The sequence below is a fragment of the Neopusillimonas aromaticivorans genome, assembly GCF_030344915.1.
Classification (GTDB): domain Bacteria; phylum Pseudomonadota; class Gammaproteobacteria; order Burkholderiales; family Burkholderiaceae_B; genus Neopusillimonas; species Neopusillimonas aromaticivorans.
In genome coordinates this window covers 293,787-307,344 of the sequence record NZ_CP128233.1, presented here as the reverse complement: position 1 = coordinate 307,344, position 13,558 = coordinate 293,787, and the positions used below count along the sequence as shown (strand labels likewise).

Below are 13,558 nucleotides of genomic sequence, written 5' to 3'. Positions count from 1 at the left end.
GAGAGTCGAATGTCGAGTAACACCGTCGCCCAGTTCGCTGTTGAACTGCAAATGCCTGCAGATGTACTGCTGGAGCAATTGCGCTCCGCAGGCGTTGAACTCAAATCAGTCGACGACAATGTCACTGATGCAGACAAGGCGAAGCTGCTCGAATCGTTGCGTCGTTCGCATGGTGGTGGTAACCCCGAGGGAAAAAGATCACGATCACGCGCCGTCAAACCTCCGAGATCCGTCAAGCTGACGGCTCGGGGCGGTCACGCACGATTCAGGTCGAGGTGCGAAAGAAACGCGTCTTCGTCAAGCGCGAACCCTCTGAACTGCTGGCTGAAACGGCCGCTCGCAAGACAAGCGAAGAGCCGCTTGTGTCTGCTGCAGCACCCGAGGTGTCTATGCCTGCAGAGGTGCCTGTGGCACCCCTTGCCCCGGCTGCTCCTGTAGTTGCAGCGCCAGAGGTTGCTGCACCCGAACCGGTACACGTCGAGCCCTCGCCTGCGCCGGTCGCTGAAGTCCCTGAAATTAAAGAAACTCCTGTAGAAGCCATACCGGAGGCTACGGCCGAACCGGTATCTGAACCTGCCGCTGAAGCCAAACCGGCCCAGACAGCGGTCGAGCCTGAAACCGTGCCACAAAATACCCCAAAAGCGCCAGAACAATCCCGGTCCGAACCTGTTACCGTCAAAGAGCCCGAGGCCGCTGCCAAACCGGCCGCCGTCAAGCCAGAGTCTTCTGTGCCGTCCCGTTCCACTGATAAAGCCCCGGTGCGTCGCGCTGCGGCTCCTGCAGTATCGGCAGCACCAGCCGTTGATCCCGATCGGGAACGTGCGCGCAAAGCAGCAGAAGCAGAGGCTGCAGCCCTTCGCCAGATGCTCAATCGTCCTCGCAAGGTGCTCAAGGCTCCTGAAGATGAGGGTGGCATCAGTGGTACGCTGCACAAGCCGGCCGGCAAAGCGGCCAAAAAAGACGTCAAGACAGCTGAGGTCAAAAAACCGGCACGTGCCACAGAAGGTACCGGTGCCTGGGTGGATGATGGCAGTCGCAAGAAGCCTCAGGCCAAGGCCGATGCAGCGCCGGCGGCTCGTGACGGATGGCGTGCAGGTGGCAAGGCTGGCAAGACAGGCCGTGGTCGTAATGGTCGACAGTCCCAGTGCCGAGCAGCGTCAGCCCCAGGTTGTTGAATTCATTGCGCGTGAAGTTCACGTGCCTGAAACCATCAGTGTGGCCGATCTGGCTCACAAAATGGCCGTCAAGGCAGCCGAGGTTATCAAGCACCTGATGAAATTGGGCCAGATGGTTACCATCAACCAGGTGCTTGATCAGGAAACAGCCATGATCGTCGTCGAAGAGCTGGGTCATACGGCAATTGCCGCCAAGCTCGACGATCCCGAGGCATTCCTCGACACCTCCGAGGCCGATGTCCAGGTTGAAGCCCTGCCGCGTGCACCGGTAGTTACCGTGATGGGTCACGTTGACCATGGTAAAACGTCGTTGCTCGATTACATCCGTCGTGCCAAGGTGGCGTCGGGTGAAGCCGGTGGCATTACCCAGCACATTGGTGCGTACAGCGTCAAAACCGATCGCGGTATGGTGACCTTCCTTGACACTCCGGGGCACGAAGCGTTTACCGCCATGCGTGCACGTGGCGCGCAGGCTACCGATATTGTCATTCTGGTGGTGGCTTCCGACGACGGCGTGATGCCGCAAACCAAAGAGGCCATCCATCATGCCAAGGCGGCAGGTGTTCCCCTGGTTGTCGCGATCAACAAAATCGACAAACCCGATGCGAACCCCGAGCGTGTCAAGCAAGAGCTGGTGGCAGAAGAGGTTGTACCCGAAGAATATGGCGGTGATGTTCCGTTTGTGCCTGTGTCTGCCAAAACGGGTCAGGGCATTGATGATTTGCTCGAGAACGTATTGCTTCAGGCCGAAATTCTCGAGCTCAAGGCGCCTGTCGAAGCCCCTGCCAAAGGCATTGTGATTGAAGCTCGTCTTGACAAGGGTCGTGGTCCAGTGGCCACCATTCTGGTTCAAAGCGGTACCCTGTCGCGCGGCGACTCGGTGCTGGCAGGTGCCAGTTATGGTCGTGTCCGTGCCATGCTCAATGAGAATGGCAAGCCGATTACCACGGCAGGTCCTTCTACACCGGTTGAAATCCAGGGCCTGACCGAGGTTCCGTCCGCTGGTGATGAAGTCATTGGCATGGCCGACGAGCGCAAGGCACGCGAAATTGCCTTGTTCCGTCAAGGCAAGTTTCGCGATGTCAAACTGGCACGTCAGCAGGCCGCCAAGCTCGAGTCCATGTTCGACAACCTGGGCGAAGGTACACAAACGCTGGCGCTTATTGTCAAGACCGATGTGCAGGGTTCGCAAGAAGCCCTGGTGCAGTCGCTGCTCAAGTTGTCTACCGACGAAGTGCGTGTTCAGGTGGTTCATGCGGCGGTGGGTGGCATCTCCGAAAGCGATGTCAACCTCGCCATTGCCTCCAATGCCGTCATCATCGGCTTTAACGTACGCGCTGAACAAAGCGCCAAGAAACTGGCTGAAACCAACGGTATCGACCTGCGGTACTACAACATTATTTACGACGCCATTGACGATGTCCGCAACGCCATGTCCGGTATGCTGGCACCCGAAAAGCGCGAGGAAGTCATTGGTTCGGTCGATATTCGCGAGGTTTACACCATCTCGAAGGTCGGCAATATTGCCGGTTGTATGGTGACCGATGGTTTGGTTCGTCGAGACTCCCAGGTTCGTCTGGTTCGCAACAACGTTGTGGTCTGGACAGGCGGTATCGATTCGTTGCGTCGTTTCAAAGACGACGTCAAGGAAGTCAAGGCTGGCTTCGATTGCGGTATTACCCTCAAGGGTAATGTTGATATCGAAGTGGGCGACCAGCTTGAAGTCTTCGAAATCAAAGAAATTGCACGGACACTGTAAGCATGGGGCGTCACAAATCCAAGGCTGTATCCGGGCGTAATACGCGCCTGGCTGACCAGATCCAGAAAGATCTGGCTGTGCTCATCCAGCGCGAGCTGGATGTGTCCCGTGCCGGTCTCATTACCCTGACAGGTGTAGAGCTTTCTGCCGATTACGCCCATGCCAAGGTGTACTTTACCGTCATGGGGGCTGAGCCCGATGTTGCGCTTGAAGCCCTTCGGGACAAGGCGGGTTGGCTTCACTCCCTGCTTTTCAAGATGTTGCACATTCATACTGTGCCGACCTTGCACTTCCATCACGACGACCAGCTCGCGCGCGGGCTGGCCTTGTCGCAGCTTATTGACCAGGCAAACGCACCCCAGGGCCAGTCGGCCCGCTCTGCCGCACCCGAAGAACCTGACGAACAGCCCTGAGGGGCTGTCGTTTTTTAAGAGATCCTTGACGATGGCTTCACGACGCGGGCAACTGCTCGATGGCGTCCTGTTGCTTGACAAACCCGAGGGTTTGTCCAGCAACCACGCGCTGCAACGTGCCAAGCGTACACTTGATGCGCGCAAGGCCGGTCATACCGGTACGCTCGATCCGTTTGCCACGGGTTTGCTGATTTGCTGTTTTGGCCGTACGACGAAAATTGCCGGTGCCATGCTGGATGCCGACAAGGTGTACGAGGCAACGCTGGCCTTCGGAGAAGAAACAGACTCTGGTGATCTGACGGGTAATGTGGTCACCAAGGTTGATGGCTTTCAGGGTATTGATCGTGACGCCCTTGAGGCGGTACTGCCTGCCTTCAGGGGTGAGATCCTGCAGATCCCTCCCATGTATTCGGCGCTCAAGCGCGATGGCAAACCTCTGTACAAGTATGCCCGCGAGGGTATCGAGCTTGAACGCGAGCCACGCAGGGTCACCATTCACGACTTGCAACTCATGGCATTCGACGGGCGCCAGGCCCGCTTGTCGGTGCATTGCAGCAAAGGTACGTACATTCGTACACTTGCACAAGATATTGGCCGGGCTATCGGGTGTGGCGCACACCTTGTGGCCTTGCGTCGGACGGCTGTCGGGCCTTTCAGCATTGATGATGCAGTGGCGCTTGATGCCCTGCAGTCAATGTCGGATCCGGTTTCGGTCCTGATTGCGCCAGACAATTTACCTGCCGGTCTGCTGCCTGCAGGTGCTCAACAAAAGGATGAACAGTTATGAGTCGCGCATTGCGCAATGTGGCAATTATTGCCCACGTCGACCACGGTAAAACGGCCCTGGTTGACCAGTTGTTACGTCAGGCCGGTACGTTCCGGGACAATCAGCAAATTTCCGAACGCGTCATGGACTCGGGTGATATCGAGCGTGAACGTGGCATTACCATCTTGTCCAAGAACTGTGCGGTCGAGTATGAAGGCACCCACATCAATATTATTGACACCCTGGGCACGCGGACTTCGGCGGCGAGGTTGAGCGCGTTTTGTCGATGGTCGATGGCGTGTTGTTGCTGGTGGATGCGGTTGAGGGTCCGATGCCTCAAACCCGTTTCGTGACACGCAAGGCACTTGCTTTGGGCCTGAAGCCCATCGTGGTGGTCAACAAGGTTGACCGTCCGGGTGCGCGTATTGACCATGTGATCAATGCGACGTTCGACCTGTTCGACAAGTTGGGTGCGACGGAAGAGCAACTTGATTTCCCCATTGTGTACGCATCCGGTTTGTCCGGTTACGCAGGCTTGAGCCCCGATGTTCGTGAGGGTGATATGCGTCCGTTGTTCGAGGCTATCATCAAGAACGTTCCGCAACGTGAAGACGATCCAGACGCGCCGCTGCAATTGCAGGTCATTTCAATGGACTACAGCAGCTATGTGGGCAAGATCGGTATCGGCCGTGTCAATCGTGGGCGCGTGCGTGCCGGTCAGGACGTCGTAATCAAGTTCGGTCCGGATGGCGAACCCATCAAAGGACGCATCAATCAGGTGCTCAAGTTCAAGGGCCTCGAACGTGAGCTGGTCGACGAGGCGCAAGCTGGCGACATCGTACTTATCAACGGCATTGACGAGATTGGTATCGGGTGCACGATTCTTGATCCGAATGCCCAGGAAGCCTTGCCGCTGTTGCGCATCGATGAGCCCACCCTGACCATGAACTTTATGGTCAATTCGTCCCCCTTGGCGGGTCGTGAAGGCAAGTTTGTGACCAGTCGTCAGTTGCGTGATCGCCTTGAGCTTGAGCTCAAGTCGAATGTGGCCCTGCGGATGAATCCTACCGACGACGATATGGTCTTTGAATTGCGTGGCCGCGGTGAGTTGCACCTGACCATCTTGCTCGAAAATATGCGCCGTGAAGGTTACGAGCTGGCTGTTTCGCGCCCGCAGGTACTGCTCAAGGAAATTGATGGCGTCAAGATGGAGCCATTTGAGCTGTTGACTGTTGACGTCGAGGAAGCCCATCAGGGCGGTGTCATGGAAGAGCTGGGGCGTCGCAAGGGCGATCTCAACGACATGCAATCTGACGGTCGTGGCCGCACCCGCCTTGAATACCGGATCCCGGCGCGTGGTCTTATTGGTTTTCAGGGTGAGTTCATGACGCTGACCCGTGGTACAGGCCTGATGAGTCACATTTTTGATGATTACGCACCGATGCGTGAGGGTGGCGTCGGTGAGCGTCGTAACGGTGTGTTGATCAGTCAGGATGATGGCAATGCGGTTGCGTACGCCTTGTGGAAACTGCAGGATCGTGGCCGCATGTTTGTCAGCCCCGGCGAGCCGTTGTACGAAGGTATGATCATCGGCATCCACAGCCGTGACAATGACCTGGTGGTTAATCCCACCAAAGAAAAGAAGCTCACAAATATTCGTACGACCAGCAAGGACGAACACATTGATCTGGTGACACCGATCAAGCTTACACTCGAATATGCCGTCGAGTTTATTTCTGATGATGAACTGGTCGAGGTCACACCGAAGTCGATCCGCTTGCGCAAGCGTTACCTGCAAGAGCACGAGCGTCGCCGCATGTCGCGTGAAGGTGCCGTCTGATCCCGGCCATATCGGCCGTGCAAGATAGCCCTCGTTGACGCGTGGGCTGCTGATACCAACAGACCCCGTTTGCCTTTGCGGCAGCGGGGTCTGTTGGTATCAGCAGCGCCCTATTGGCGCTTTCCAAGCAGTTTGCCCTGCGTCTGGCCAGGTGCGACGTGGTTTATTCCGGAATGATGGCTTCGTAGCCCAGCTCATCTGCTTTGTTGCGGATGAACGATTCGATGCAGCGCATGGCTTCATCGACATCGTCGGTCAGTACCATGAGGTCGATGTCGTTCGGGCCGATCAGCCCGCTGGTTTCAACTTCGGTCTTGATCCAGTCGATCAGGCCGACCCAGTACGCTGTGCCCATCAAGACGACCGGCGCTGCCGGAATTTTTCCGGTTTGAATCAGGGTCAAGACCTCGAACAGTTCGTCCAGTGTGCCGAAACCGCCCGGAAGGGCAATGTAGGCCGCACTGTGCATAAAAAAGTGGCCTTGCGTGAATAGAAGTATTCAAACTCAAGGCTGTGTGTCTGGAACATATTGTTTTTGGTTTCATGGGGCAGCTTGATGTTCAGGCCGATGCTCTGGCCACCGGCATTGAACGCGCCCTTATTGGCGGCTTCCATGATGCCGGGCCCGCCGCCGGCAATGACCGGCAGCCCTGCGTTCGCCAGGCGCTGGCCTACAGCCTCGGCCAGGGCATACCAGGGTGATTCTGGTTTAATACGGGCACTTCCAAAGACACTGACACCCCAGCCGATGTCCTGAAGGACATCGGCAGCGGCCTGCATCTCTGACATAATCACGGGGATCTGCCGGGACACCGGCATACGAATTACTTTATTGCGACTCATGAAAAAAACCTTGTTGCTTGTTGATGGCTCCAGTTACCTGTACAGGGCGTTTCACGCACTGCCCGATTTGCGTAACGCCAAAGGACAGCCTACCGGGGCCTTATATGGTGTCATATCAATGTTACGCCGACTGCCCCACGACTATAACGCCGATTATCTGGCTTGCGTGTTTGATGCAAAGGGCGGCACCTTCCGGGATGATATTTACCCCGACTACAAAGGTCATCGTCCGTCCATGCCCGACGAACTGGCGTCCCAGATCGAGCCTATTCATCAGGCGGTGACCGCTCTGGGCTGGCCTGTGCTGTCGGTGTCCGGCGTTGAGGCCGATGACATCATTGGCACCTTGGCCCGACGTGCCGAGCGCGAGGGTGTGCACACCATCATTTCTACGGGTGACAAAGATCTGGCACAACTGGTCAATGAGCATGTTGAACTGGTCAACACCATGAACGGCGGGCGTCAGGATGTGGCTGGCGTTATTGAGAAATTCGGTGTCCGACCTGACCAGATCATTGATTTTCTGATGCTGACGGGGGATACCGTCGACAATATCCCCGGGGTTAAAAAAGTCGGGCCAAAAACGGCGGCCAAGTGGTTGAACGAATACGGATCGATTGAGGAACTGGTGCGCAATGCCGACAAGATCAAAGGGGTGGCGGGGCAAAACCTGCGCGAGGCGATTCCTGATTTTGACATGACCCGTCAGCTTGTCACGATCAAGCTTGATTGCGAAATTCCGTTTCTCTCCGATGACCTGTCTGATCTTTCACCGCGCCCTGTCGACCGGAATGCTTTGATTAAACTGTATGACGAGTATGGCTTTCGGACCTGGCTGCGCGAGCTGTCGGGTGACCAGGAACGCGTACCTGAACAAGACAGTCGTGTGGCCGTCGACCCACCGGCACCACCGGCCGAAGTGGAGTACGACACCATTCTCGACTGGTCGCAATTCGAGCAATGGCTTGAACGCATCAAAGGGGCTGATCTGGTGGCCGTTGATACCGAAACGACAGCGCTTGACCCCATGCAGGCCCGGCTGGTCGGGGTGTCGTTCTCGGTGAAGGCAGGGCAGGCCTGTTATATACCGGTTGCCCATCGAGGCCCTGACAATGTCGTTCAGTTGCCGCGTGATGATGTGCTTGAGCGTTTGCGCCCTGGCTTGAAGATGCCACTGCAGCCAAGCTGTTCCACAATGCCAAATACGATGCGCATGTCTTCATGAATCATGGCATTCGGGTGGCGGGCATTACCGAGGACACCATGCTTCAGGCCTATGTCCTTGAGTCACATCGTCGTGTCAACCTGGAAGAGCTGGGTGAGCGTTGGTTGGGCCGCAAAGGCGTCAGTTACGAGTCCATCTGCGGGAAGGGGGCCAAACAGATCGGGTTTGACGAAGTCGAGGTAGAAAAGGCCGCGTTCTATGGTTGTGAGGATGCTGACTTCACGTGGCAGTTGCACAGTGTATTGCGACCCAAGGTTGCTGCCGATGAAAAGCTTGAGACGGTCTATCGGCTTGAAGTACAGGTCTCTGATGTACTGACCACCATTGAACGCAACGGCGTCATGATTGATGCGCAGGTGCTGGCGCGGCAAAGTCACGAGCTGGGCCTGCAGTTGAATGCGCTTGAGTCGCGGGCCTATGAACTGGCGGGTCAGCCGTTCAATCTCAATTCCCCAAACAGCTGGGTGAAATACTGTTCGAACGCATGCAGTTGCCGGTGGTGCGCAAGACGGCGGGCGGTGCGCCGTCAACGGATGAGGATGTGCTGACGAAGCTGGCACAAGATTACCCCTTGCCGCAAGTGCTGCTTGAATACCGTGGCCTGGCGAAGCTGAAATCCACGTATACCGACAAGTTACCCAAAATGATCAATCCGTCGACCGGTCGGGTTCACACGCGTTATTCGCAGGCGGCGGTCATCACCGGGCGGCTGGCGTCGTCCGATCCGAATCTGCAGAATATTCCGGTTCGCACGGCAGAAGGGCGACGTGTTCGTACGGCGTTTGTAGCACCCGAAGGCAAGATCGTCTCAGCTGACTACTCGCAAATCGAGTTGCGTGTCATGGCCCACGTGTCGGGTGATGCGGGCATGCAGAGTGCATTTGCGCAGGGGCAGGATATTCACCGGGCAACCGCCGCAGAAATTTTCGGGGTTGAACTTGAGGCGGTGACGTCCGAACAGCGTCGTTCGGCCAAGGCCATCAATTTCGGTCTGATCTACGGTATGGGTGAATTTGGCCTGGCCAGCGCGCTGGGCATTACCCGGGATGCGGCCAAATCGTATATTGACCGGTATTTTGCACGTTACCCCGGAGTGGCGCGCTATATGGAAGAGACCCGGGTCAGGGCCGATGAACAAGGCTATGTCGAAACCGTATTCGGTCGTCGCCTATGGTTGCCTGACATCAAAGGCTCGAAAGGCCCTCGACGTGCGGCTGCTGAACGAGCCGCCATCAACGCGCCCATGCAGGGTACGGCGGCCGACCTGATCAAGATGGCCATGGTGGCTGTGCAGCGTTGGCTTGAGCACGAAAAACTAAGCACGCGCATGGTCATGCAAGTGCACGATGAACTGGTGTTTGAAGTGCCGGATGCTGAAGTCGACCTGTTGGTGGCCCGGCTGCCAGGCCTGATGTGCAATGTGGCAGAGTTGGCGGTGCCCTGGTCGCCGAAGTGGGGTTGGCCCGAACTGGGAGCAGGCTCATTAACGGCTGCGGCTTGCCTGGCAAGGGGCATCCCCGCCAGGTTTCAGTGTGCGTGCTGGTTTTCAGCGGCCACGTTAACGTGATTCAAACGGAGGAAACATGTCTTTTTCACCCATTACCGGCGCAGCGCCGACAACAATTCATACCGATGCCACGGGTCTGGCCCATGGCGAATTCCAGTTGCCAACATTTGACGGCACGATTACGGCCTATTATGCCGCTCCAGAGGGGCAAATGAATCGTCCGGTGGTTCTGGTCATACAGGAAATCTTTGGTTTGCACGAGCATGTTCGTGATGTCTGCCGTCGTTTTGCCAAAGAGGGTTACTTTGCGGTGGCCGTCAATTTACTGGAACGCCAGGGTGATTGCAGTCAGTACACTGACGTGCCCACGCTGATCAAGGAAATTGTCTCGAAGGCTCCCGATGATCAGGTTATGGCCGATCTTGACGCCAGTGTGGCCTGGGCCAAAGCACAGGGGGCCGACACTGCGCGTCTGGCCGTCACGGGTTTCTGCTGGGGCGGGCGTATCACCTGGATGTATGCGGACCACAACCCGCAGGTGCGCGCGGGTGCCGCTTGGTACGGCAAGCTGCTGGTGGGTCACGGGCCTTTGCAGACCCGTAATCCGATTGATGTGCCCCGCACCTTGAAGGCCCCGGTTCTGGGCCTTTATGGTGGCCTGGACGCCAGTATTCCGCTGGAAGGGGTCACGCAAATGCAAGAGGCGCTGGCGCAAGGTAATGCCAATGCACGTGCGTCTGAAATCGTGGTATATCCCGAGTCAAATCATGCGTTCTATTCTGATTACCGTGCAAGTTATAACGAGGCCGATGCCAATGACGCGTGGCGACGGGCACTGAACTGGTTTGCGAAGCATCTAGGTTAGTTACCGGTTTTCGTGTCAGGCTTTCAGGCCTGTTCGTGGCCGGAAGTGAAAAAGCCGCTTTGCTGTGAGGCAAAGCGGCTTTTTGTCGGGCGTTTGTAGAGCGTGAATTCGGCCAGAACAAACCCCGATTTCCGTGGGGCCAGCCTGTAGGTCAATCAGGGCCGGTTCCGGAACTGATCAGGCCAGATTCTGGTGTGCCGAATCAGCGAATTAGAGTGTCTGGGCACTGCGCAGGGCACGGATACGGTCTTCGATGGGGGTGCGTGGCAAACAGCGCCGCAATTCCGGCACCGCCTGAAATACCCGATGCCTCGAATGATTTGGGCAATTCGCCGGGTTCAAGTCCGCCCAGTCGGGCCAGTGCACGAACCATGGGTTCACGGGCACCCATCAGTTTGGCGGCTCCGGCATCGGCGCGGTACTCGCGTTGGCGCGAGAACCAGGCCACAATAATCGAGGCCAGCAGGCCGAAAACGATTTCGCACACAATGACTGTGCCGTAATAGCCGATACCCACATCGCGTTCGTTTTTTAGAACGACACGGTCAACAAAATAACCGACAACGCGTGCCAGGAACACCACAAAGGTGTTGACCACACCCTGAATCAGGGTCAGGGTGATCATGTCGCCGTTGGCGACGTGGGCGACTTCATGACCCAATACCGCCGCCACTTCTTCTTCGGTCATGCTTTGCAGCAGTCCGGTTGATACGGCGACCAGAGCGTCATTTTTGAATGCCCCGGTTGCAAAAGCGTTGGGCGGGCCTTCGTAGATGGCCACTTCGGGATGACCGATACCGGCCCGGTCAGCCAGTTGGTGAACGGTGTCAACCAGCCAGGCTTCGCGCGCGTTGGCGGGAGCTTGTGGGTTGATGACCCTGGCTCCGGTGCTTTGCTTGGCCATCCATTTGCTCATCAGCAACGAGATGAACGACCCGGTAAAACCAACCAGTGCAGAAAAAATCAGCAACTGGGTCAGGTCAAGACCTTGTGCAGTGAGAAAGCGACCAACACCCAGTACGTTCATGGTGATGCTTAAAACAACCATGACCGCAATGTTGGTCAGCAAGAACAGAAAAACACGTTTCATGTAAGGATCATCCTGCAAGTAGGTGAGTTGATTCAGACCATATAAATGGGGCCCGGTTCCCGCAATTAAAGGGTCTGCGAGTGAAATCCGGGTAACCTGTCAGGGCCTGCCGGAAGCAAGCCCGAAGCCCATGCCGTTATGGGCCACTATCAGGTGTTCGCCCTGATAGTTTAAATACTGACATTTTGCTGAAAATAAAAAATTTCGGGCGGCAGTATAGTATCGTCTTTCAGGTTTTATCGGAACTATACCGCGCCATTATGCAGTCGTTGTGGATGATTCTTGCATGTGCCATGTTTGCCATCATGGGTGCCTGCATCAAACTGGCCGCCAGCTTTGGCGTGCCGCTGGCGCAAATAATCTTGTTTCGCGGTGTTCCGTCGGTGCTGTTGCTGCTGGGCTGGGCCATTTTCACCCATCGTCGCATTATCCCTGAACACCCAAAAAGCATCTCTGGCGCAATGTGTCGGGTATTGCCTCCATGTGGCTGGGGTTTTACGCGCTGTCAAATTTGCCACTGCCAACGGCGATCAGCCTCAATTACACCTCGCCCTTGTTCATTACCGGCTATATGCTCCTGTGGGGCGGGGCACGCGGTGATTATGTGCGTGCTTTGGCGGTGGGTCTGGGGTTTGTCGGTGTGTTGGGGATTCTGCGCCCCAGCCTGGGGGAAGACCAGTTTGTTGGCGCGCTGGCCGGTCTTGGGGCGGGCATGCTGGGTGCCATCGCCATGATGCAGGTTCGCCAGCTTGGGCAGTCGGGCGAGTCTGAATGGCGCACCGTACTTGTTTTTTCGCTGTGTGTCTGTATCTCCAGTCTGGGTGTTCTGTGGATTGACGGCTGGCAGTCTTTGTCGTGGCAAGCCTGGCTGGCTGCGCTCGGGCTGGGTTTGTCGGGTCTGGTCGGGCAGTTGGCCATGACCCGCGCATTTGGTGCGGGCAAAGCATTATTGACGGCAGCGCTGCAATATACAACCATTGTTTTTGCCACTATCCTTGGGGTGGTGTTCTGGGACGAGGTTCCTGATGGGCTGGCCTGGGTGGGCATGGCGCTGGTTATTGCCGCAGGTTTGTTGTCGACCTGGCGCACCTATACTGAAAGCCGGCGCAGTCGTGCCACGGCCAAGGCGTAACCCGGAGAATTGATATGTACCGTTTGTTGATTGACCCTTCCGCGCTTGATCGCCTGCTGCGCGACAGCGCCTGTGTGGTTTTCGATGTGCGCCATGATTTGCTCGATCATCAGGCTGGATTCAAGGCCTGGAGTCTCGAGCATATCCCCGGCGCTGTCTTTCTGGATCACGAGCATGACTTGTGTGCGCAAAAAACCGGTACCAACGGGCGGCATCCGTTGCCGTCGCTGGATGATTTTTGGCCCTGATGCGCACGCATGGGGTTGGCCCCGGGGTGCAAGTGGTCATTTACGACGGGGGGCAGGGGCTTTTGCGGCGCATTTGTGGTGGATGTTGCGCTGGATGGGGCACGATGCCGTTGCCGTCCTTGATGGCGGCTGGGCGGCCTGGAAAGCCTCGGGGCTGCCTGTGGCCTCGGCAGCGTCTGGTGCTGTCGTGGCGCCTGCTGCTGCGAGTAAAGCGCAAACGGGGCTGATGTCCACAGACGTCGATAGTGCGCCAGCCGACGCCGCTGGTGTGAATTCGTCCGCCGGGCGGACGCCATTCATGCCGGTCGTGAATGCAGACCAGGTGTTGGCGAATATTGCCAAGCCCCGGTTTGTGGTGGTTGATGCACGTGCCGAGAACCGTTTTCGCGGCGAGACCGAGCCCATGGATCCGGTGGCCGGGCATATACCGGGGGCCTTGAATCGTCCGAACTCTCTGAACTGCCAGCCTGATGGCCGTTTTTTGCCGGCGGAGCAGTTGCGTGAGGCGTTTGATGCCTTGCTGGGTGAGACTCGTCCGGAGCAGGTGGTTCACCAGTGTGGTTCAGGCATTACGGCGTGTCATAACCTGTTTGCCATGGAACTGGCCGGCCTGTCGGGGTCGGCCTTGTATCCAGGGTCGTGGAGCGAGTGGTGCAGTGACCCTGAACGCCCGGTGGCTACGGGCGAGTAGGGTC

3 protein-coding genes and 7 pseudogenes are annotated in these 13,558 nt (G+C 57.0%); 8 read left to right on the top strand and 2 right to left on the bottom strand.

Annotated features, from left to right (window positions below; translation table 11 throughout):
• Positions 1-9: 9 nt before the first annotated feature.
• The 4 genes and pseudogenes from infB to typA all read left to right on the top strand — a co-directional run bounded on the left by infB (position 10) and on the right by typA (position 5,953).
• A pseudogene (gene infB, locus N7E01_RS01545) lies at positions 10-2,934 on the top strand (translation initiation factor IF-2).
• A 2-nt stretch (positions 2,935-2,936) separates the two neighbouring features.
• Positions 2,937-3,347, top strand: a complete 411-nt coding sequence (rbfA, locus tag N7E01_RS01540) for a 30S ribosome-binding factor RbfA (protein ID WP_289174289.1) — start codon at positions 2,937-2,939, stop codon at positions 3,345-3,347.
• A gap of 31 nt (positions 3,348-3,378) precedes the next feature.
• Positions 3,379-4,134, top strand: a complete 756-nt coding sequence (truB, locus tag N7E01_RS01535) for a tRNA pseudouridine(55) synthase TruB (protein ID WP_289174286.1) — start codon at positions 3,379-3,381, stop codon at positions 4,132-4,134.
• Positions 4,131-5,953 (top strand): annotated as a pseudogene (gene typA, locus N7E01_RS01530) (translational GTPase TypA). The gene truB and the pseudogene typA overlap by 4 nt, the downstream one beginning before the upstream one ends.
• Positions 5,954-6,116: 163 nt before the next feature.
• On the opposite strand, the pseudogene N7E01_RS01525 reads toward typA, so the two are convergent.
• Positions 6,117-6,796, bottom strand: a pseudogene (locus tag N7E01_RS01525) (LOG family protein).
• Here N7E01_RS01525 and polA point away from each other — a divergent pair.
• Positions 6,795-9,508 (top strand): annotated as a pseudogene (gene polA / locus N7E01_RS01520) (DNA polymerase I). The pseudogenes N7E01_RS01525 and polA sit on opposite strands and share 2 nt — an antisense overlap.
• A gap of 96 nt (positions 9,509-9,604) precedes the next feature.
• Positions 9,605-10,393 carry a dienelactone hydrolase family protein gene (locus N7E01_RS01515; RefSeq protein ID WP_289174281.1) on the top strand — a complete coding sequence of 263 codons (789 nt, stop codon included), beginning with the start codon at positions 9,605-9,607 and terminating at the stop codon, positions 10,391-10,393.
• A 210-nt stretch (positions 10,394-10,603) separates the two neighbouring features.
• On the opposite strand, the pseudogene htpX reads toward N7E01_RS01515, so the two are convergent.
• Positions 10,604-11,483 (bottom strand): annotated as a pseudogene (gene htpX / locus N7E01_RS01510) (protease HtpX).
• Positions 11,484-11,743: 260 nt separating this feature from the next.
• Between htpX and N7E01_RS01505 the strand changes: the two are divergent.
• Both N7E01_RS01505 and N7E01_RS01500 read left to right on the top strand, forming a co-directional pair.
• Positions 11,744-12,615 (top strand): annotated as a pseudogene (locus N7E01_RS01505) (DMT family transporter).
• Between the two features lie 14 nt (positions 12,616-12,629).
• A pseudogene (locus tag N7E01_RS01500) lies at positions 12,630-13,554 on the top strand (sulfurtransferase).
• Positions 13,555-13,558: the final 4 nt, after the last annotated feature.

Coding starts and splice junctions, on each gene's coding strand:
- truB (WP_289174286.1), top strand. CDS start 3,379: ATGGCTTCACGACGCGGGCAACTGCTCGATGGCGTCCTGTTGCTTGAC.
- N7E01_RS01515 (WP_289174281.1), top strand. CDS start 9,605: ATGTCTTTTTCACCCATTACCGGCGCAGCGCCGACAACAATTCATACC.
- rbfA (WP_289174289.1), top strand. CDS start 2,937: ATGGGGCGTCACAAATCCAAGGCTGTATCCGGGCGTAATACGCGCCTG.